We start from the raw sequence: 22,055 nt of genomic DNA, 5'->3' as shown, positions 1-22,055 counted from the left end.
GGAGCCGATGTACTCAAAGGAAGCTCATTCACCACTCAGATAGAGGAGCACAATACTGCTCCAAAGAGTATCAGCGACTGCACATTAAACATGGAATCATATGTTCTATGACTGACGGATATGATTGTTATCAGAACGCATTAGCCGAGCGAATAAACGGAATACTCAAAATGGAATACCTAGTAACGAAGCCAAGGGATCTGGAAGAAGCAAAGAAAATGGTGGCAGAGTCAGTAGCGCTCTATAATGAGCAAAGGCCACATATGGCCTTAAAATACAAAACGCCCGATGAAGTACACCGGGCGTTTACGTAACCTAAAAAGTGTCAATTTATTTTAGGACTAGTCATCGCTCCTACCTTGGATAATGTGTCCCATTTTTCGTTGCTATTGGCTCAAATTCACATGCTACAAAAGACCAAATTTCATAACCTTTAAGATACAACTCGCCGAAATTCAGGTGAAATTGTAAATTTGAGGATTAAATTATGAATAGACAACTTATTAAGAAAGCGCAACTTATAAAAAAAGAAGAGCATGCAGGATCAAAGTTAATCGAGTTGAATCAAAACGATTTAGATAAGGTTGTCGGGGGGAGCAGTTATTCTGTCGACACTTTCAAAGATGCAGAGTGGGAAAACGAAGTAAATCCCATCAGCCCAACATATCCAAAGAAGCCTGGACATATTAAACCATAGAATTCTTAATCAGACTTAAATATTACTTCCAGTTAGGAGTTAAAAATTTTCACTTTGCTAAGCTTCTCCCACTGACTTTAGTCAGTGGGAGTAATTAAAACTTCGTTTGATTTTTGCGATTTACTAAAGGCGTAAACAATAGAGGGGAACAAACTATACAAGCCTGCCATTCACAATTGGCTCAAACGCGGTCAGGCTGTCCATTAATGCTGAATTGCCGAGCCCATGATTTGGGAAATAATTGGTAAACTGCCCCTGTTCGCCATGTAGTGCCAGGTAATTCAGCACGACGGTCTCCACCAGCAGGTTAACGTTATTGGCCGCTGGGGTTGATGCTGTCTCAACGGACCCGTCGCTGCGCATATATCCAATTTGCTGATGACGTGCCATTTCATCTGCGGTTGCGCCTAACAGCTGTGGGGCGCCGCCAGGGTTATAGACCATAAAAAAGCTGGCTGCTGTAGATGAATTATCTCCGGTCCACACACCTTTACCACGACCTTGTGGGGAGTCATCTATCATGCCATTGCTGAAAACAGATCCATCACTACAGACATACATCATCAGCGGCAGCCCCACACGTGCGGCATATTCCAGGCATGCGCCCATACAGCGACCTGCTCGCATATCCCGCACCTCTCCGGTTGCGCGCGTGCCATTATGATAATCGTAACCGCCCATTGTAATGGTGCCGGCACCGGCAAATCCGTTTATCACGAGTTTCATCACTGAGGCGGTTTTTCTGAATTCGCCATCACTATCGAACTCTTGTTGAGAAAAAATGCCGTTGTCGCCGACAATGACAGGATCAAGTGCGGGATTTAGGGTACTCGGATCGCCAAATCGGTCGGTAATGTCTGCACTTTTGACATAGCCACAGCGCACCATATTCTTAAGTACTTCGTCGGAACTGATGCCAGTGTCGGTCCTCGCCAACTTCATATCACTGATGCGCTGAATGGATTCCATCACGGCGACAGAATCCTGTTGGCTGAGCAGGCCAACCAAGTCACCGGTATCAACCAGCCCGGTCACATCGGATGGACGGTCCACTTTGGTAGGTCGTTTAGCAGGATCAATCATATTGGCAGGGGCCATTGAATTGCCCCCCGAATCACTGTTTCTTGACCCAATCAATGTCAGAAGCGAGCCGTCTGCACCAACCTTATTCACGCCATACATAGGGTTATGTGGATTATTACCTGTATCATTTTCGGAGCGAGCTGGAATAACGGCGCCATTGATATTGGCTCGATTACCCACCGCAATCTTATCCAACATGCCACGCAAAAACGCGCTGTCGGAGTGAAATGCGAGACCCAGCTCGTTGTTGATAAACTCCGATAATCCAGTGTCAGGGTTGGTCAGGCCTGGGACCATATCGCCCGGCAGTCCTTGCCTGCCGTAGCCGGCTGTAGACAGGAAATCCAGCTGTCCGCCACGCCCGCCAACTAACACATTGGAGCCTGCGATGTTGGCTCCCCCTGCCAGGTCAAATACGATAAACGGGATCCGTCCGGCACCCTGTGTGGCTATTCCACAGCTTGCCTTTAATGCTTCAAGGTCGGCGGATAAGGTAGCATGCGCACGGCCGGGGTTGGCGAATAAGCTGAATATCGAGCCACTGGTCAGTGTGGCAGCACCTGCGCAAAAACTTTGCGCAATAAAATCGCGACGAGTCATCGGTTTGGCATGGTCGTCGTGAAACATTGGTGCGTCTGGGTTGAGCTCAGCACGCTGAGTGAGTTTGGTAAAGAATTTGCGGGTCATAGTTGTCTCCCTAATCTCAGCATGGCTATTGCAGTAACATAGCGGCACTGCCCAACACCGCCGCGCAGCTTGCTTTTACTACCGTACTGGTATAGGAGGTGTCGCATTGTCGTGACGCATCACACTGCGTTAATCGTTCAATAAGCTGGTCGAGTTCAGACGTTATGTCAGTGAGGTCAGGCTGATCAGCTATATCATTGCCTATAATGCGTTCGATAATTGGCATAATTACGGCTTCTCGTGCTGCGCCATCAAAGGCCCGATCTGCAGGTTGAGCAAAGTCAAAGTCAGGGAAAAAGCTGGCTCTTAACGCCTCAGATTCAACCAGCTGATCACAGTATTTAATACTGAGCTGGGTGACTGCCATTTGATGTGAAGCCAGGTAACCGTCCAGGTTGGTCACAGACGGTAGCTGCTGACTCAGCGCACGGTAGGTGTCGTTGACGCTGCTGTTGGTCAGCGGCACGGTGGTCAGACTGGCCATGCTGGCGTTAATTTCGGCAAAATCTCGCACACCTACTTGAGCCTGTGGCGATAAGTCCACTGGTGCTGCAGGTGCAGGGGGGGACGCCTTGATGCGTACATATTCCTTTTGACCCAAGCGATCAAAGGTCAGAAAAAATTCATCTTGCTGTGGGCCTTTATCTACCGCAATGATGGTTCCCTGAGACGATAATATCTGGCCTGTTTCTGCATCATAATTATCTGCGCTCAACCGCGTATCCAGCGTGGCAAATACCTGCCCAAATGAAGACTCTCTACCGTTGATGCCTAGCCGCATGCCCTGCAATGACAAATCCTGTGGGGGAGGTGTACCCGCCAGATTGATAAAAAATGGCTCAGTAAACAGGTAGCTATAGCTATCAAACTGACTGGCCTCAAATACGATATAGCTATCTGGCAGATCTATTTGCTCGCTGATATTAAACAGCAGAAAAAATTTCTGACCGATTCCGACATCAAAGTTCCTGGCAATTTGCGCGTCATCCAGCGTGCGGTTATGGATAGCCACCATTCTGATAGTGCCTGCCCAGGGCATGTCACCCGATGCTTCATTGCCCAGCACTAATGCAAAGGTTTCATCCCAATCTGCCATTCCGGCAGGCTCTGCTGTGTCTACATCTCCCGTAAACTGACCGTTAACGTAAATTCTGCGGCCATTGATTTGATCATAATTGAATACAACGTGTTGCAGAGCAGCCTGTAGATCTTCATCCGCATCAGCCGTAGACAATGCCGGCAAGCCATTACTGTCTGTATTGTCATTACGCAATAGTGCGTCATAGTTATATAACGTCTGACCCAGCGTAAAGTTTCGCCTGTCACGACCTCCAGAGTAGCTGACAATACGTGCCGGCCCCTCTTGCGTGACATTTGCCGGAGCGATCCAGGCCTCAATGGCGAACTCGCCGGTCGCGACAATCAGATCCCGTAACTTTTTGCTGTCACGGGTCGCGCCTTGTGCTTTACCATTGCCGAGTTGAATGCCCCAACCGCCGACCCAGCTATATTCGCCACTTAACGTCAGATCTAACGCAGGCTCGATGCCGCTGGTGTCAAAAGCAATATTCCCGCTACCAGTTTTGAACTCCCATTTGGCAATCAGGTTAGATTCAAATCTGCCTCCGCCGCTGGCCAATGTGCCATCAAACAATGTGAGTGCCGACGAGTTGATAAATGTGTCGGGCAGTTGCGTGACTTCAATGTCATCTGCCATCGCCTGTATTGCATTGATCAGCGCCTGCGCATCGCTGTCACAGTCAGACCAGCAGTTGTGAAACTCATCACGTACCCTGCCAACAATGCGTGATTCGGCAGGGTTATCCAGATTCAGCCTGGCTTTGGCGGCCTCATATGCTTCCATGACATCGCTTGAACCAAAATAAGGTGAGATAGGTATGCTGGATGAGTTGCTGTGGCAGTCAGCACAGAACTGTTCAAGCAGGGGGTAAACCGTGTTTGCGAACAAATCTGGCTCAGCCGGGAAATTTTTATTTGCGCCTGGCGTTTTTATTGGCGGTGCTTGCAATTGAATGCTTGTTGCAACAGCCTGTTGATCACTTGCCCAGTTGCTTATCCAGGTGGTCATAATATCAGCGCAGGCTGTATCACTGGTCAACCAGCAATTATGTCCATTGGCTACTTTGCTGACCAGTAGTGAGTCTTGTACCGAATCAAAATTAACTAGCCCGTTGGCTGCAGAGTAGGCTTCGTTGATATCGTCATTGCGCGCAAAAAACGGCGCTTGTTCGCCTTGCACATGACAGGCGCCACAGCGATCGGTAGTCGCCACGTTATCCCATAGTGATAACTTAAAGTTTTGCACGTCATCGGTGGCCGGTGGCGGACCACTATAATTCGATACGACCTGATTTGCCGGTGGTGGCAACGGGGTTTCTTTCACTTCTGTCTGACTGCCACCGCAGCTAAACAGGATAAACAGGGCCGCAGGGGAAAGGCATTTCAACGGATTTCTGTAAAACATCATTTATTCCCCCTTACAGTAGTCAGCTGCATTGGCAAAAATATCTTTTACCTGATAACCACTGGCTTTGAAGCTGTCTGTCATCGCATTCAGGGCCTGACGATCGGCACTGTCCTGGGCAGGACGTAAACATACTGCCTCAAACACTTTTTCAACCTGGCAGTGCGCGAATGTCTCACTGTGAGCGAGCTCCTGTCCCATCGATTTTGCGCCGTTGCCAGAGCCACGAAGGGATTCGGACCAGCCGAGTAGCTGGTTGATACCTTCTCGCCAGTAGTTATCCCAGCGGTCATCCAACGTCACATAGCCAAACGGAAAGTTGTTCGCATTGATCCAATATTTCTCCTGCACACGGAGTCCCGTTACCGGATCGAGCTGACCTTGCTGGTTATAGGTCAGTCTTCCATTCAGACCCTCAGGATCTGATTGCTCGTCATATGAATAGTTGTAATAGGCAAATGCCTGAGCGAGCGGGTCCATACCCGAGTGACAGCCCACGCAGGAATTAATGAAAATCCGACTGTCTCCGCCGGGGCTGCGACTCAGATCCTGACGAATACGGTCGGGTGGGAGACTGGTATCTTTCAGTCCCTCCAGGTCGGTACACATGTGATTGATTAGGGTGAACCTGAACATGGCGCGGTTTGTCCCGTCTTTGAAAAACGCCTTGGCAGCAGCGCGCGAGGTCATCACACCAGCGGTTGCCTCAACAGGTAGACCCATGACGCTGGATTGCGTTGTCGCCACCAGAAAACGCGCCAAGTCAACGTGTTGCTCGTCCAGTGCTTCGTAATGCCGGTTATCAGAAATGTTGTATGCGGGTACCCCTAATGCACTGTCTCCAACATACAATATATCGCCGCTTAACAGCAGGCGAAAATCAATGTCATCACGTACCATGCCAATGACGGTGGCTGAATAATCATTGAGCGGCGCATAGATATCGAACTCTTCGTTCGTCCATGGCGTCGCCCAGTTTTTCAAGGTGGTGCGATAGAAATCCGGGTGCTGCATTGCCAGCATTGCCGCATCGTATGCTCGACCCTGTGCAACGAGACCCTGCATGCTATCGAGCATGTCAGCACTCGGCGGTACACCTGCAATACGGTCATGAATACGCTTTGCTTGCTCCCGGTCTCCAGCCATAACGTGGGTGCCAGACAGGCTGAGACTGGCGACTAATACCAGACTGGGAAGAATGCGCAAAAAGGGTAATGTAACCACAGCATTAACTCCATCAAATTACCCTCTTTGTATTGACAGATTCGCTCTGCATTTGCAGAACACCAGTGGCTATATTTTTACCTAATTTTGTGACCTGATAGGTCTTTTATTTCATAACAAAGAATAATAAATCGACATAATTCTAAAATTGCCCGCTTGGAGTTATTTTCTCCGCATTTTTTCTGATTCAAATAATTTTATTAGTTAATTTAAATAGATCATAAGTACTAAAAACTAACAAATACATAAGGTTACAAAGCATTTGCAATTGTGTTCTTAGTAAAGTTCACGCTGCTTTTTTCTTTACATTCATGAAGTTAAATGTTTTTACATGTGCCTTTTCCGGAAGGTTCTTTTCTGGTATTAAAAAATATTCCTGAATATAGATCCCGTTATTGCTCGTTTTTCAAACTGGTGAAAAGCTGAAAAAAGACCGAAGTCTCCATCAGCCTGATGTTGACTGACACGAACATAACCGGACACAACGATGCCAGTACGTAATCAACTTAACTCGATGTCAGCGACACGCTTATCCAGCGTGATAGCGTTGACAATGGTGTTAGGAGGATGTGGTGGTAGCGTTGTGGAGCAGGAGCAGCAGGAACCGGATCCTGTCGTAGTCGACATCCCCATTGCGTATATCAAGCGTACTGTGGATGAAGATATATCACCGCTGATACCTCGGGACCTGCGCGACCCTACACAGTTTACTCCCGGCGCTACACTGGTTGTGAAAGCACGGGCCAGTGCCAGCGCGCTTGAAACAAATGTGACAGACAGAGCCTTTGTCACCGAGGAGGAAACAGAAAACGCGCCGATTTACGACGTAAGGGATTTAGAAACCTCTTATGATGGTAGCAAATTGCTGTTTGCCATGCGGGCGCCAGAAGAAGATGGCCAGGACCAAGAGCCAACCTGGAATATCTGGGAGTATGATTTGCCTTCCGATACGCTGCGTCGGGTTATTGGCTCAGATCTGGTCGCTGAAGCGGGGCAGGATACCGGTCCGGTCTATCTGCGAGATGGTAGGATCCTGTTTAGTTCAACCCGCCAGCGTGGTAATCAGGCGCGTTTACTTGATGAGGGCAAGCCTCAGTATTCCGGTTTGGAAGAGAGTCTGCGGACCGAAGCTTCAGTCTTACATGTGATGAACAGTGACGGCACTGGCATTGAGCAGGTGTCGTTCAATCAAAGTCACGACCTTGATCCGGTCGTGCTCAGCAATGGTAAGGTATTGTTCAGCCGTTGGGATCAGGCTGGTGGTAACAAAGGGATCCATCTGTACACGATGAACCCTGATGGCAGTGATGTAGAGCTGTTATTCGGTCGTCACAGTCACCAGCAAAATGGCCAGAATATTCACTTCATCGAAAGTCGTGAGACGCCGGATGAGAACATTCTGGTTGCCTTGCGCGAGTTCATGCCACAACGTTTTGGTGGCGATTATGCCATTCTCGATACCGCCGGCTTTACTGATATCAACGTTCCTATCGCCTCAAATCCGGGCGGCTCCGGTCAGGCACAGCTTCCTGCTCTTTTCGACAATATCGACGCCACGTCTGAGTTTTCAGCAGGCGGCTACTTCGCATCCCTTTACCCTCTTTGGGATGGAAGTGGTCGCCAGCTGTTCAGCTGGAGTCAGTGTCGTGTGCGCGAAGTATTGTCTGAAGAAAGTGAGCAGCAGGCGCGCATATTGCCCTGTACAGACGAAGTATTAACGCGTGAGGATATCGCTCCAGCAGCCCCGCTGTATGGGTTGTGGATGTACGATCCTGTTGAAAACACTCAGCTGCCTCTGACCGTCGCACAGGAAGGGATTGCCATTACTGAGGTAGTCGCGATGGAATCACGTCCCTATCCTGCCAATGCCCCTCAGCCAGAACAAGTGATTGAACTGCAAGACGCTAACCTTGGCTTGCTGCATATTCGCAGTGTGTACGATATCGGTGGTGAGGATACCAGTCCTGCTGGTCTGCCTGCGATGGCAGACCCGACTCTGGTGAGTGTGGCTCAGCGCCCCGCACGCTTTTTGCGTATCAGCAAGGCCGTATCCATTCCGGATGATGAGGTGCTCGATTTTGAACGGTCTGCTTTTGGCCGTTCACGGGCTAACCTGATGCGGGAAATAGTCGGTTATGTGCCGATAGAGCCCGATGGCTCTGCGCTGTTCCAGGTACCGGCTAATATACCTCTGGCGATAAGCATTCTTGACGCTGACGGCAAGCGCATTTCGCCGCGCCATAACAATTGGATTCAGGTGGCTGCGGGTGAAGTGAAAACCTGTAACGGTTGTCATACACCAAACAGTACGGTGCCTCACGGTCGACTGGATGCTGAATCTGAATCGGTTAACCATGGTGCGCCGGCAAGCGGCATCCCTTTTCCTAACACCAATCCATCATTGTTTGCGGATGTGGGGGAAACCATGGCCCAGGTCGCCGCGCGCCTGAATGGTGCGCCGTATCCCTCGCAAGATATTACGTTTATTGATATCTGGAGCGACCCTGAGATCACTGAACCTGCGCCATCTTTTGCGATCGCCTATCAAGACCTTGCTACGCCGCTGCCTGTCTCACAAAACTGTGCACAAAACTGGACGGCGCTATGTCGCATCGTGGTGAACTTTCCTCAGCATATTCAGCCCCTGTTTGAACACAACCGTGAGCTGCGAGATGCCGAGAACAATCTAATCGAAGACCGGACGTGTGTCACCTGCCATGCCCCGCAAGACGAGTTGGGTGGTGCTCAGGTACCTGCCGGTCAGTTAGATCTGACAGGTACACCTTCGAGCGATAACCCCGATATTCTCACTGCCTATCGGGAACTGATGTTTGCCGATAACGAGCAGGAAGTGATCGACGGTGTGCTTATTGACCGTCTCATTCCGGTTGTGGATCAAGACGGCAATCCCGTATTTGAAACCGATGAAGACGGAGAACTCATTCTCGATGCAGAGGGTAACCCTATTCCTGTAATGACCACGGTCAGAGTGGGCAATTCGATGAATCCGAACGGATCACGAAGCAGTCAGCGCTTCTTTAACGTTTTCTTATCAGGTGCAATCCATGCTGACTGGCTGTCGCCCGTTGAGCGCAAACTGTTCGCCGAGTGGCTGGATATTGGCGGTCAGTATTACAACAACCCCTTTGATTCGGTGGCAGCGCAATGAAGACGTCAGCCGCTCTGCTTCTGATGATGCTGTTTTGCCTCACATGCTCCCCGGCGAGGGCTGAAGGCGTTCGCGTACAAGTAATGGATAGCTACGCAGATATGCACACCGGGCCTGCCAGTGAATACCCGCGCTTCCACGTCGTAGAAAAAGGCGAGTGGATAAGTGTGCTAAAGGAGCGCACCGGTTGGTACAAAGTCGCAACCGAATCGGGCAAGAGCGGTTGGATATCGGCCCGCTCTTTGACGCGTACTTTTGCTGAAGACGGCGAACAAATCACTCTGACACAGCCTTCATTTGAACAGTCCCGGCAACGCGATTGGGAGTTCGGGTTATATGCAGGCGTGCTTGAAAACACCACTGCGCTGTCTGTTTCCGCTGCCTGGGTTGTGACAGAGAACATTGTCACAGAAATCGCTTACACCCAGGCATTAGGCAGTTTTTCAGAGAATCAGTTAGCCAGTGTGCGCCTGCATCATTTTACTTTTCCCGAGTGGCGGTTTAGCCCCTACGTCACGCTAGGCGTAGGTCAGATCCGCACCACGCCTCGGGCAAATCTGGTGCAAAGCGGTAGTGAAAGTCGCACAAACGACTTACTGGAAGCGGGGGTCGGGTTTCGTTACTACCTGGCCAAAAATTATGTCGTTCGGCTGGAGTACCAACGATTGTTGGCACTGATTGAGCGTGATGAGCAAGAGGAGTTGGAATCATGGAAACTTGGTTTCGCCGTATTTTTTTAAGTGCACTGGCCATGATTTCACTCGGCAGCCCAGCAGCACAAGCGCAGCAATCAATTTATGAACCAGAGGTTGAGCGCCGCGAATTCAATGAAGCCGACATCGATAGCGAGAACTTTGAGATTGGGGCATTTGTGGGCGTCGTCAGCATTGAAGATTTCGAGCAGGACACTGTGGTCGGGGCACGATTGGCCTATCACATCAGTGAAAATCTTTTTGTTGAAGCAAGCGCAGGCTTTGCCACTGCTGGGCAGACCAGCTTTGAAGTGCTGTCAGGCGGCGCACCCTTTTTGACCGATGAAGAGCGGGATTACACCTACTATGACCTGTCCGTTGGCTACAACATTAACGGTGAAGTGTTCGTGACGGACTCGTTGGTGCTCAACAGCGATTTTTACCTGCTTGTTGGTGGTGGTAGTACCGAATTCGGTGGAGACGATCGCTTTACTATCAGCGTTGGCGGCGGGTATCGACTGCTGCTGACGGACTACTTTGCGCTTCGTCTGGATGTGCGGGATCACATTTTCAACAGCGATTTAATTGGCGAAGAGAAGGCAACACACAATCTTGCCTACTCGGTAAGTGCAACCTTTTTCTTCTAAATTCAGGAGTCAGCCATGAAGCCAAAATTACACAACGACTTTTCTTTCCTGGCCATGTTGGTCGTGGTCCTCACCGTTTTTACGGCAACCACCACAAGTGCGGCGGTAACCGCAGTGCAAGCCCCTGACTTTACGCTAAAAAGTCGTGAAGGCAGCAATATGCGCCTGGCCGAACAGCGCGGCAATATCGTGCTGGTCAATTTCTGGGCCTCGTGGTGTGGTCCCTGTCGAGAAGAACTGCCTCATATGGAAGCGCTTCAGAAAGAGTATGAAAAGCTCGGCTTCACCGTATTTGCCGTCAATGTTGACGACGATCCGAGCAAGGCGAATGTGCTGCTGAATGACATTGATGTGTCATTTCCGGTGCTGTTTGACCCCCAGGGTGATGTCAGCCAGATGTATGACGTATCGGCAATGCCGACTACGGTCATCATCGACCGGGACGGCATGGCGCGCATGACCCACAAAGGCTATCAATCCGGTGACGAGCGCAAGTACGAGAAAGCCATCAAACTGCTGATGCGGGAGTAACATCATGCGTCGCCGGTTAACTCAACTGTTTATCATTACCTGTGCGCTAGGACTCAGCGGCTGCGCATCCACACAGTGGGAACTGGAGCCATGGGTAAAACCCTATGAGCGCAGCAATCTGGCCGATCCCATCATGAGCATGAGCCGCAATCCGATTGCTCTGGCATACATCAAACATGTATTTGAGTCTCGTGAGGGCGCACGCGGTGCCGATGGTGCGGCGGGAGGCGGCTGTGGCTGTAACTAAGCGTGTAATCCTGATAGCACTGTTGATCTGTCACTCAGGGGGGGCGGCAGTATTACCACAGGATCGCTCCGATGTGATGTACCACCGCTATGAAGGTGACGGCGTTAGCATTGACGGCCCATCCATTCTGCTGCGCAAGAAGGTTCATAACAAAGTCTCGCTGTCCGCCAATTATTATGTAGATACGGTGTCTGGGGCGTCTATTGACGTGCGGGCGACCGCCAGCCCTTATCAGGAGGAGCGCAAAGAAACCACGCTGGGTGCTGATTTTTTACATAACAAAACCCTGATGAGCGTCAGTTACACCAACAGCTCTGAGAATGATTTTGAAGCCAACTCGGTGTATGTCGGCGTCAGTCAGGATTTCTTCGGTGACCTGACCACCTTATCGTTGAGTTATGCCAAGGGCTGGGATGAAGTCGGCAAAACCGGCGATCCGGATTTCGCAGAGCAGGCTGACAGACAAAAGTTCGGTCTGGGTATCACTCAGGTCGCCACCAAGAACCTCATTCTGGGATTCAGCGTGGAGAATATTTCCGATCAGGGATATCTGAATAACCCGTATCGTTCAATCCGCTTTTTAGACGCCAATAGCGAACGGGGCTTTCGCTTTGTGACTGAAAAATATCCGGATACCCGCACCAGCAATGCCGTGTCGCTGAATGCCCACTACTACCTGCCCTATCGTGCTGCACTCTACGCAGAAGGGCGTTGGTACACGGATACCTGGGGCATAGACGCAATGAATATCAAGCTTGGCTATATCCATACCTTTGGTGATGACTGGGTATTGGAGGGCTTTGTGCGTCACTACAGTCAGGAAAAAGCCGATTTTTATCAGGATCTGTTCACCCGTGAGAACGAGTTCAATTTTATGGCTCGTGATAAAGAGCTGAGCAGTTTTTCCGGGCTGACCGCGGGATTAAGCCTAGCCTACGAGTGGCAATTTTCTCCTGATGCACTGGTGAAAAAGAGCAGCGTACACCTGGAATGGGACCATATGCGCTTTGAATATGACAATTTCCGCGATGTCACCGCCAACGCGCCAGTTGGTGAGGAGCCACTGTTTGGTTTCAACGCCAATGTGATCCGGGCCTTTGTGTCAGTTTGGTATTAAGGAGAGCATGATGCGTGTTTTGATAACAACACTATTATTTTTGGCTTTGCATGGGGTTTTGTCTGCGCAGGATATTGAACTTGCGCCGGTGGTAAAGAATACAAAGGCTGCCACCCTGGCTGATGACGTGGAATCACTGCAGCAGCAACTGATTGAGCTCAATCGCGATTTATTCATTCTGGAAGAAGATCTGTTGTTCCCTTCCAGCACCCAACTGGCTGTCTATTTATCGGTAGATGCGGGACAACTGTTCAGACTTGATGCGGTAGAGCTGAAAATTAATGACGAGCAGGTCACGCACTATCTATATACAGAAAGACAGGTAGATGCGCTTGCCCGCGGCGGTGTTCAGCGCCTTTACATCGGCAATATCAATCAGGGTGAGCATCAACTCAGTGCCTTTATGGTTGGTATTGGACCTGAGAACCGCGAGTACAAGCGGGCAGTGTCGGTCACCTTTAATAAAGACAGTGACGCCAAAGCGGTAGAACTGCAAATTCTTGATGACAGCCGCTCAGAGCAACCCGAGTTTCGATTTGTTGAGCTATGAAAAAGCTGGAGTATCGCCGCAACAAAAAAATTCGCACGAGTCGACTTGTGCGTATGGTGGTCCTGCTATTGATAGCGGCATATCTCGTTTATCACGAGATGACGTTGGCATTTGCACAGGCACAGGAGCTGACTTCTGCGACACAGGATAACAGACAACGTTTGCAGTGTGGCCAGATCCTGTACAACTATTTTCAGCAGGATGCATTAGCGACGCTGCAACAGATTGCTGTGGCCGAACAGCAAGGCGTTGCGCTTGAAAATACCCAACATATTTCCCTGATAAAGGGCGCAGCAAGCATTCACGCCGGTATGCCCGGTCAGGCCGCGCAGATTTTTTCACAAGTAAAAGACTCACTGCACGATCCTGAGCTAGTAGCAAAGGCCACTTACTGGACGGCCTATCTGGCATTCTCGCAGCAACATTATGCACTGAGCAGTCAAATCGCGGCGTCCGCCGACTGGCCCCTGATGCAAACCTATTTGTCACCAGATCAGCGACAGCAATGGCTGTATCAGCAAAGTTTCGTCATGCAGATGAATAACAACCCTGACTGGCACACAGCGTTTTCGCTGTTGCCAGAGCAAAGTCGCTTCCGTAGTTATCTGCAGTTCAATCAGGCTGCGCAATTATTGACTCAATCTCAATGGCAGGAAGGCCTTCAGGCACTGACTCGCGCACAAAGCTCTCTCTCCACATCCGAGCAAGGCGGCTGGTTTGACTGGTTTGCCGATGCTCGCGAAACGTCACGTGTCGATATTGAAACGCAGGCGTTACTAGACAGAATACAGCTACTTCGCGGACAGGTTTTCGCCGCCCAGGGGCTGGTTAGCGAGGCATTGACTGCCTTTACCTCTGTGCGTCAAGAGAGTATGGAGTCTGAGCAGGCTTTGCTCAGCTACGGCTGGACGCTGGCCAATCATCAACGCCTGGATGATGCCATGTCAGTATGGCAGTACTTGTCGCGCCGCTATGAATCTGTCTACGCCATACAGGCCAGTCACGCACTTGCATGGGGCTTCGAACAGCGTGGAGCTCAACGCCAGGCATTTGCGCAACTTGAAGTTACCGTAAGCACATTGGAACAGGCATTGCTGGCAGCATCAGGGCTCGCTCTTTCTATCGATAATGAAGGATATTATGAGCAACTGGCGGCGGCACTTAGTCTGCAAAATGATAATCAACTTCAGACACTATGGCCGGCACAGCATCGCGATGTATTGAGTGGGCTGCTAGCGGGTGAGGTGGGTGACCAACTTGAGCAAATGTCGCGGCTTCAGCAGCAAACACACTTGCTTAACGAGTATAAAAAGCGCGCAGAAGCGATGCAACAGTTGTTGAGTGAGCGCAGCATTGAGCGTCGCCGGCGCCTGGACGCAATAGACGCTGAGCAACCTGCAGCAAAGCTGACCAATTTGCAGAAACAGGTCGCCAGTCTGTCGCAAGGGATAGTTACGGCGGAGCGTCAGTTTGACGGCGCCCACTTTGCCAGCGCGGATGAAAAGGCTCAGCTTGAACGGCTCACCCGTGCCGAGCGCATTATTGAGCGATTAGATGAGCACAATAAGCAGGCCTACAGTGACCGGTTTAACCGCATTCAGGGGGTGTTGGCCTGGCAGCTACAAGAACGTTTTTCCGACAGATTGTGGCAGGCTAAAAAGGGCGTAGCGTCGCTTCATCAGCACATTAACAAAGCGCAGAAGCAACTGGCCCGGATTGAAGACATTCGTAAGAAAGGCGATGACATCCAGCAACAGAAACAGCGTTTGCTTGCGTTAAATCATGCTTTGTCCAAGGTCACAGACCAGCAGATAACACTCGCCTCCCGCCTGACCGACGCGATTCAGGTACAGGTCTCTCAGGCACTGGCAGCACGTCACACACAACTAAACGAACAGTTGCTGCAAACCCGACTGTCCATGTTAAGAATGCAGGACAGCGCACTGCTGGCCCACTCCGGAGGTCAGCCATGAGATCCCGTCACAGCCTCATGTGCTGTGTGCTCGCAGTGACATGGGTAAACTTAAGCGGATGTATTTTGACGTCCGAAGAATCTGCCGAAATTGCAGAGCAAGCTAAACCGCAGAGGCTGAAAGACCTGACGCTTGCACCTGTCCGGATTGAGCGAGAAGTATTACCTCCGACGTCTCTTCGGCAAGTGCGTGACCAGTATCGTGAGCTGCTCAGTCAGGTGAAAAATAAAGACATTCTGGCAGATATGACTTACCGTGCTGCGGATCTAGAGATGTTACTGGCTGAACAGGCACAGGAACAAGGAGAGTCAGTACCGAGCGCCAATTATTATCAGACGGCGATCGATGAATACCGTCAGTTATTAGCAAACTATCCTCTTGCACCGGATAACGAACAGGTGCTCTATCAGCTTTCGCGTGCCTATGATTTACAAGGGCAGGGTCAGCAGGCAATCGCCACACTTGAACAGCTGCAACAGCGCTTTTCCAACAGCAGATATGTGCAGGAAAGCGATTTCAGAATAGGTGAACATTACTACGCTCAGGGCGACTACAGACAAGCCAGCGATGCTTATCAGCGCGCTTTGCATTCAAAACAACATGACTACCGAGCGATCGCTGCTTACATGCTGGGGTGGAGTGAGCTGAAACGTCAGTCCTATCAAACATCATTACAGGCGTTCAGTCAGATGCTGGACATCAGCCTGGCACGGATCAATCTCAATGATATTAACGGTCCGCTCGCGCAACTGGGCAAGGGCAGCAAAAAGCAGGTTCAGGATACGCTCAGAGTTATGGCGCTGCTGTTCTCCTATCAGGGCAGCGGCGAGGCCATTATTGACTTTTACAGTGAGTATGGTGCCAGAGACTATGTCTATCTGGTATTCGATGAGCTCGCCCAGCAGTATCTAGACGACAGCCGCTTTAAAGACAGTGCTGATACCTATTTAAGTTTTGCCACCTGGCAGCCTCAGCACGACAAAGCCCCTGAATTTTACATTAAACATATTGATGCCTATGTATTGGGAGATTTTCCAACCCTGGTGTTGCCAGCCAAACAGGGGTTTGTAGAAACCTACGGTGTGAATGGCGCTTTCTACTCTAAATGGCAAGCGACCCGACGACAACAGGTGCACCACTATTTGCAAACCTATCTGACCGAGTTGGCGCAGTCAGAGCACAGCCTGGCGCAGACGCTCGCTCAGCAGCTTAGTGACACTACCCGACCCGATATGACAAAGCGCATCAGCAAGCAGTCGCAGCAGGCATTCCTTAATGCGTCCCGCTGGTATCAGGAATACATCGATACCTTTGACGATGATACCGCAGTGCAAATGCGCTTTTATCTGGCCGAAGCGCTTCGCGATGCAGGTCGACACAAAATGGCCATTGCCGCCTATGAGCGCTTTGCTTATCAGTATTCAGAACATGCTGATGCCGCAGACGCGGCCTTCAATGCACTGTTAACCTATGCTTCGTTGATTGACAAAAACCCATCAGCCGACTGGCTGCAGAAAAGACAGCTGTCACGCGAGGCATTTGTTAAGACCTTCGATCAGGACCCGCGCGCGCTGGATGTTGCAGAGGTCATGATGCAATCACGCTTCGATGAGCAGGATTATCACGCCGCCAGCCACTGGGCACAGTGGCTGTTGGCACAATTCAGTGACGGTGAGGACGATCCTGCACATGCGTTGAAAGAGAGGGGCGCTCAGCTGGTGCTATCGCATAGTCAGTTCGCGCTTGAGCAATACGTACAAGCGGAAGTGGGCTATCGCACCCTGCTCGCCTCCATATCTGCTGACGATGAAGAAAGTCGTGCGCTACGAGAGCGCCTGGCGGCCACCATGTTCAAACAGACAGAGCAAGCCCTCGTGACTGAGGATTTCACGTCTGCCATCGCGCATTTGCAGCGCATCCTGACCGATACGCCGGACACCCTGGTACGCACAGCTGCACAATTTGATCTGTCGACCTATTTACTGCGTGTGGGCAACTACGCCGAGGCGATTATACAGCTTAGTGATTTCGCACAACGCTTCCCGGAACATGAGTCTGCAGGTGACATCCCCGGCAAGCTATTGTTTGCCTATGAGCAGTCTGGGCGCTGGCTACCGGCAGCCAATATGTTGCTACAACGTTGGCAACAACAACCTGATAGCGACACCGGGCGCGAAGCACTGTATCTGGCAGCAGAGTATTTCCAGCGCGGTGGTGAGACTGACAAGGCGCGTCTGACCCTACGGGACTATGCACACAGCTATCCGCAACCGTTTGATCTCGCGGTCGAAGCACGATTCAGAATGAGTGAGTTTTATCGTCACAGCGGCGAGGACAGTAAACGCCGCTTCTGGCTGCAAAAATTGATTGATATTGATAAACAGGCGGCTCAGCGTACTCAACGCTCACGCTATCTGGCTGCCATGTCCGCGCTGGTCTTCGCAGACGATGCGCGGCATAAGTTCGACACCATTACTTTGTCACTGCCACTGGAGCGCAGCTTGAGCAAAAAGCGCAGCGCCATGCAGACCGCGCTTGCGCGCTACCAGCAGGTGGTGGACTACGGTATTGCCGAGTTTTCCAGTGCGGCAACCTTTCAGCTGGGCGAAATTTATCGTCGTCTGGCTACCGATTTGATGGATTCCAGCCGCCCACAGGGACTCAGCGCGTTGGAGCTCAGTCAATATGACATGTTGCTGGAAGAGCAGGCCTTTCCTTTCGAAGAGCAGGCTATCGATTTACATGAACTCAATGCGCAGCGCAGCTGGCAGGGATTGTATGACCAATGGGTACAGCATAGCCTGGATACACTTGCACAGCTGGTGCCTGCCCGTTATCAGAAATCAGAGATCTATGAGGAGCTGTCACTGTGAGAGCACTAATCATAATCGTCTTGCTGGCATTAACTGGCTGCACAAGCTCGCCAGAGATGATGGGCAGTCAGGACTCTGCGGACGTCGCTGCTGAAACTGTTCAGAGGGCTGACTCCATCAATTTGTTTTTACGCCACAAACAGCCAATAAGTGGTAACGACCTTCAGCACTTTTTACGGGTGAAATCCAGCCTGGATAATAATGACGTGGCGGATGCAGTTGCAAACTGTGTAGCGTTAAACAAGACCCATGTTATGCCATCACAATGGTATGTGCTATGCGGTGACGTTTATTTACGTAGCTCAACAGAAAGCGCACAACAGGCTGCTGCCTCGTTTTATCATTTGGCCATTCAACGTCAACCCTATAACTATCATGCGCATAATCGGCTTGCCGGTGTGTTGCGTCAGCAGGGGCGATTTGGTGACGCCCTTCAGCACTATGACCTGGCGCTACAGGCGTGGCCGGATTTTACGCCTGCGTACCGAAACCGAGCCATCCTTTTTGATCTGTATATAGGCGATAAGGTCGCCGCACTGAACGACTATCATGCTTATCAAACACTATTAGCACGGCGGGGCGACGCGTCGCACCAAGTGAAGGGCTGGATCGCAGATTTAACCCGGCAAATCGAGGATTTATCACAGGTGGCGAAACATGCTGACTAGATTCATTGGCTTACTTTTTCTCGCGCTAGTGTTGCCAACCGCTCTGGCCCAACAGAGTGATGACAACATATTGCGTTTGGAGGCCACAATTCGGGCCGACAAAGAGCAGCCAAAAGTGCTGTCTATTGTTCCATGGCAGCTGCCGGAGCACCGCAGCATAAAAATACAAAAACCTTGGTCAACGGACCTGACCAACGCCGCAATGTTGGAGCGTCAGGCTTTTTTGAGAGCGTTGCGCAGTCATCAGGCGCTGTATGCCAGAGAAGCCAACACTGGCGAGGACAATAAATAGTTATGTGACTGGGTGACAGGTCACATTTGCGCATACCTAATAGCCGTGATTATTAATGTATGCTGGTACTTACTTTCGTTATAAAAGCCGTCTTAGCAATGCTGCTATTACGATGATCAAGTGAGGTGGTCGTATGGAAGTTATCAATATCATTGTTCGTTTTTTTCAGGAAGGCGGACCTTTTATGTTCCCAATTGCCATTGTGCTGGCACTGGGTATTGCCATTGCGCTGGAGCGTTTCGTCTTCCTGTCGTTTGCGAAACGAACCAATCAGCGAGCGTTCAGTCAAATCGAACCCTTGTTGCTTAAAAACGCCTTCGATAATGTGGTGAAAATGGGAGAAGCAGACAGTGCCCCCATTAGCCGCGTCATCGCATCAGGCATAAGTCGCCTGAAAGTCAGTCCGCGCAGGGAAGATATTGAATACGCGATGGAAGAAGGGTTGATGGAAACCGTCCCGCGACTTGAGAAACGCACCGGATATCTGGGCACACTGGCAAATATCTCCACCCTGCTAGGACTACTTGGTACCATTATCGGCCTGATTGCTGCGTTCTCAGCAGTGGCTAATGCCGACCCTGCTGAGAAAGCCAGCCTGCTGTCACAGAGCATATCGGTTGCCATGAATACCACGGCATTTGGACTGATTGCTGCTATTCCATTGCTGGCCTTTCACTCACTGCTGCAGACAAAAACCACGGAAATCGTCGACAGCATGGAGATGGCTGGCGTCAAATGCCTGAACCTGCTCATTTCACGCAACAGTCTGTCTCCGCAAACTCGTGCGACTGACTAAAGGCAGCCTGTCATGATTGGCAAACACAAACGACGTATACGAGCAGCAAAGGAAGACGCGCAGCTCGACATCACCTCGTTTATGAACCTGATGATTGTGCTGGTGCCGGTATTGTTAATGATGATGGTGTTCTCACGCATTACGGTGGTGCAGCTGCAACTGCCTGGACTAAGCGATACGCACAGCGCCGACTCAATCGCCCAGGAGCAACTTGAATTGCTGGTCAGCAACAGTGGATTGTCTGTGTATTTCCCGCAGGGGTATCTGGTCACCGAAATTGAACCTGTCATTGGTGAACAAGACTCCCTTCAGCATGACTATGCGTCACTTCAAGCAGTACTGAAGCAAATTAAACAAACCCTGCTCGCTAAAGGCGTCGAGAAGCAGGACATCACGTTGCTGATGGAAGATGATGTGCCTTATCAAACCATCATCTCTGTCATGGATGCGACACGTTCATATAAAGACGTGGTGGCCGCGTCAGTTGTCGATGCGGAACTGTTTCCAAATGTTGCTCTTGCCGATGCGCCTGCTGCCAGCGTGTTGGCATCAGCGAGCCGGGAGGGACAGTAATGAAGCAATCGATGCGCGCTAAACGCATGGCCAGGAACCATAAGCGTATGAAGCAGCCAGCGAAGCTGAGTCTGGTGTCGCTGATGGACATTTTTACCATTCTGGTGTTCTTTCTGATGTTAAATGCTTCGGATGTGCAGGTGCTGGATAACCACAAGTCAGTCACGCTACCAGAGTCGAGCGCGGATACTGCCGCGCAGGAGACATTGCTCCTTATGGTCAATCAGCAGGAGTTAATTTTGCAAGGCAGAAAGGTGGCCAGCGTGCCCGATGTGCTGGCCACCAGCGACGATAATATTGCCTCTTTAGCTCAGGAACTCACTTATCAAGCGGGAAAAGCGGCATCACCCGATGACGACAAAAGCGCGCCGCGCGCCATTACGATTATGGGTGACGAGGCTGTTCCTTATCAGCTATTGAAAAAAATTATGCAAACGTGCGCCAGCGCAGGCTATACCAACATTTCACTCGCGGTTGAGCATATTGCCGGCACGGTGACGGAGGCAAGCACATGAGCATCGCCACAACACCGACGTATATCAGCGAACTTCCCTGGTCCAGCAGCGCAAAAGAAAACCAGCGCTTTGGTCGCATTACGATGATTGCGCTTGTGCTGACCTGTGTTTTTGCGCTGTGGGTGAAATGGCAACAGTTACCAGAACAACCCAGAGAGCAAAAAGAAGCGCTGCCTCTCCAGTTGGCCCGGATAATAAAGGCGAAAACGCCGCCACCGCCGCCCATTGTTGAGCCTGAACCAGAACCGCTTAAGCCTGAGCCCGTAAAGACGGTTGAGCCGGAAGTAAAACCAGAGCCGGTTAAGCCGGAAGTGGCGAAGCCAAAGCCCAAACCTGTGGTTGAAAAAAAGCCCGAGCGAAGTGAACAGGAAAAGGTTCGAAAAGCAAGGGAGACGGCTAAGAAATCTGGCGTTATGGCGTTTGCTGATGATCTGGCCAGTCTGCGTCAGCAGGTAAACCTGAACAATCTAGCCAATACTCAGCAGACCAAAGGTGCGGGTGCAACAGCGGCCGCGCAGCGCAAGCTGATTGGGCAAAACATCGACTCAACCAGCGGAGGCATTGCCGTTGCTAACCTGTCATCCGACTTTGGCGCGCGAGGGCAATTAGAAGGGCGACGCACCACAGAATTCTCTGCCCCCACAGAAGGCGTTGCTGCGTTGGCTGCTCAGCGTATCGAAGAGCCTGATCAGGTGATTGGCAATCGCGATCTGGAATCTATTCGTAAAGTCCTTGATGCCAATAAAGGAGCTGTTTATTCACTCTATCGTCGCGCCCTTCGTGCTAATCCTGGGCTGGAAGGTAAGGTCACGGTCAAGCTAGTGATTGCGCCGGATGGTAGTCTGACGGACGTGGTCATGGTGGACAGCGAACTGGGTGACACCGTACTGGAATCAAAATTGTTGGCACGCATTGCGATGATCAACTTCGGCGCTATGACTGTGACCACCACTGAACTGGAATACGCATTTAATTTCCTGCCTTATTGATTTCTGGCACCAGGCATAACAGGCAAAAACAACCTGGTGTCCTTGCACCGGCGCTCTCATCGACGGCAGAGGCGCCGGTATTTTTTTACTGCCGCCTTATTCCCTTTTAGTCATAGCTGCGCATATTTATGTCACAGCCGCGTAGGCGGCTGTCTACAAAACACCATCTGAAACTCGATTCCTATTGTGACTTACCCTGTTCCCCGATCTTTATCCATGTAAAATGCGTTTACTTACGCGACATGAC

20 protein-coding genes are annotated in these 22,055 nt (G+C 50.7%); 17 read left to right on the top strand and 3 right to left on the bottom strand.

Annotated elements, in window-relative coordinates; translation table 11 throughout:
• Positions 1-314: integrase core domain-containing protein (locus G441_RS0110310; protein ID WP_026376279.1), on the top strand; the 314-nt coding region annotated here is incomplete at its 5' end.
• 173 nt (positions 315-487) lie between these two features.
• Complete coding sequence (locus G441_RS0110305) at positions 488-697, top strand: hypothetical protein (RefSeq protein WP_026376278.1); 210 nt, start codon at positions 488-490, stop codon at positions 695-697.
• A gap of 153 nt (positions 698-850) precedes the next feature.
• Here G441_RS0110305 and G441_RS0110300 read toward each other — a convergent pair whose 3' ends face one another.
• The 3 genes from G441_RS0110300 to G441_RS0110290 are packed head-to-tail and all read right to left on the bottom strand — an operon-like array spanning position 851 to position 6,098.
• Positions 851-2,467, bottom strand: a complete 1,617-nt coding sequence (locus G441_RS0110300) for a hypothetical protein (protein WP_026376277.1) — start codon at positions 2,465-2,467, stop codon at positions 851-853.
• A gap of 25 nt (positions 2,468-2,492) precedes the next feature.
• Positions 2,493-4,955, bottom strand: a complete 2,463-nt coding sequence (locus tag G441_RS0110295) for a LamG domain-containing protein (RefSeq protein WP_051275496.1) — start codon at positions 4,953-4,955, stop codon at positions 2,493-2,495.
• Positions 4,956-6,098, bottom strand: coding sequence for a hypothetical protein (locus G441_RS0110290; protein ID WP_156896345.1), 1,143 nt, complete (start codon positions 6,096-6,098; stop codon positions 4,956-4,958).
• 565 nt (positions 6,099-6,663) lie between these two features.
• On the opposite strand from G441_RS0110290, the gene G441_RS0110285 reads away from it, so the two are divergent.
• From G441_RS0110285 to G441_RS0110215, 15 genes are all read left to right on the top strand, one after another.
• Positions 6,664-9,345: an HzsA-related protein gene (locus G441_RS0110285; RefSeq protein ID WP_169726073.1), complete on the top strand. Its 2,682-nt coding sequence runs from the start codon at positions 6,664-6,666 to the stop codon at positions 9,343-9,345.
• Positions 9,346-9,428: 83 nt separating this feature from the next.
• Positions 9,429-10,085, top strand: a complete 657-nt coding sequence (locus G441_RS0110280) for an SH3 domain-containing protein (RefSeq protein ID WP_240485119.1) — start codon at positions 9,429-9,431, stop codon at positions 10,083-10,085.
• Entirely contained in the window at positions 10,055-10,684 is a 630-nt protein-coding gene (locus tag G441_RS0110275) for an outer membrane beta-barrel domain-containing protein (RefSeq protein ID WP_026376272.1), read from the top strand. The genes G441_RS0110280 and G441_RS0110275 overlap by 31 nt, the downstream gene beginning before the upstream one ends.
• Before the next feature lie 15 nt (positions 10,685-10,699).
• A complete protein-coding gene (locus G441_RS0110270; protein ID WP_026376271.1) occupies positions 10,700-11,215 on the top strand; it encodes a TlpA family protein disulfide reductase in 516 nt (171 codons plus the stop codon).
• Between the two features lie 4 nt (positions 11,216-11,219).
• A complete protein-coding gene (locus G441_RS0110265) occupies positions 11,220-11,462 on the top strand; it encodes a DUF4266 domain-containing protein (protein ID WP_026376270.1) in 243 nt (80 codons plus the stop codon).
• A complete protein-coding gene (locus tag G441_RS0110260; RefSeq protein ID WP_026376269.1) occupies positions 11,449-12,579 on the top strand; it encodes a DUF3570 domain-containing protein in 1,131 nt (376 codons plus the stop codon). Before G441_RS0110265 ends, G441_RS0110260 begins: the two co-directional genes overlap by 14 nt.
• 7 nt (positions 12,580-12,586) lie before the next feature.
• Positions 12,587-13,129 (top strand): hypothetical protein, encoded by a 543-nt coding sequence (locus tag G441_RS18440; protein ID WP_051275492.1) that lies wholly within the window; start codon positions 12,587-12,589, stop codon positions 13,127-13,129.
• A complete protein-coding gene (locus tag G441_RS0110250; protein WP_026376268.1) occupies positions 13,126-15,102 on the top strand; it encodes a coiled-coil domain-containing protein in 1,977 nt (658 codons plus the stop codon). Before G441_RS18440 ends, G441_RS0110250 begins: the two co-directional genes overlap by 4 nt.
• A gap of 65 nt (positions 15,103-15,167) precedes the next feature.
• The gene (locus G441_RS0110245) at positions 15,168-17,975 is read left to right on the top strand and encodes a tetratricopeptide repeat protein (RefSeq protein WP_169726072.1); all 2,808 of its coding nucleotides are present in this window, start codon (positions 15,168-15,170) and stop codon (positions 17,973-17,975) included.
• Entirely contained in the window at positions 17,972-18,643 is a 672-nt protein-coding gene (locus G441_RS19305; RefSeq protein ID WP_156896339.1) for a tetratricopeptide repeat protein, read from the top strand. The genes G441_RS0110245 and G441_RS19305 overlap by 4 nt, the downstream gene beginning before the upstream one ends.
• On the top strand, positions 18,633-18,935 hold the full coding sequence (locus G441_RS18430; protein ID WP_034474812.1) for a hypothetical protein: 303 nt from the start codon (positions 18,633-18,635) through the stop codon (positions 18,933-18,935). The genes G441_RS19305 and G441_RS18430 overlap by 11 nt, the downstream gene beginning before the upstream one ends.
• A 133-nt stretch (positions 18,936-19,068) precedes the next feature.
• Positions 19,069-19,731, top strand: coding sequence for a MotA/TolQ/ExbB proton channel family protein (locus tag G441_RS0110230; protein WP_034474810.1), 663 nt, complete (start codon positions 19,069-19,071; stop codon positions 19,729-19,731).
• Between the two features lie 12 nt (positions 19,732-19,743).
• Positions 19,744-20,304, top strand: a complete 561-nt coding sequence (locus tag G441_RS0110225) for a biopolymer transporter ExbD (RefSeq protein ID WP_026376265.1) — start codon at positions 19,744-19,746, stop codon at positions 20,302-20,304.
• Positions 20,304-20,819 carry an ExbD/TolR family protein gene (locus tag G441_RS18425; RefSeq protein ID WP_034474809.1) on the top strand — a complete coding sequence of 172 codons (516 nt, stop codon included), beginning with the start codon at positions 20,304-20,306 and terminating at the stop codon, positions 20,817-20,819. The genes G441_RS0110225 and G441_RS18425 overlap by 1 nt, the downstream gene beginning before the upstream one ends.
• Positions 20,816-21,808 (top strand): AgmX/PglI C-terminal domain-containing protein, encoded by a 993-nt coding sequence (locus G441_RS0110215; RefSeq protein ID WP_026376264.1) that lies wholly within the window; start codon positions 20,816-20,818, stop codon positions 21,806-21,808. Before G441_RS18425 ends, G441_RS0110215 begins: the two co-directional genes overlap by 4 nt.
• The last annotated feature ends 247 nt before the right edge of the window (positions 21,809-22,055 follow it).

The organism is Aestuariibacter salexigens DSM 15300, assembly GCF_000429145.1.
In the GTDB taxonomy this organism is placed as follows: Bacteria; Pseudomonadota; Gammaproteobacteria; order Enterobacterales; family Alteromonadaceae; genus Aestuariibacter; species Aestuariibacter salexigens.
The sequence above is the reverse complement of the archived record's forward strand: the minus strand, read 5'-3'. Positions and strand labels throughout refer to the sequence as shown.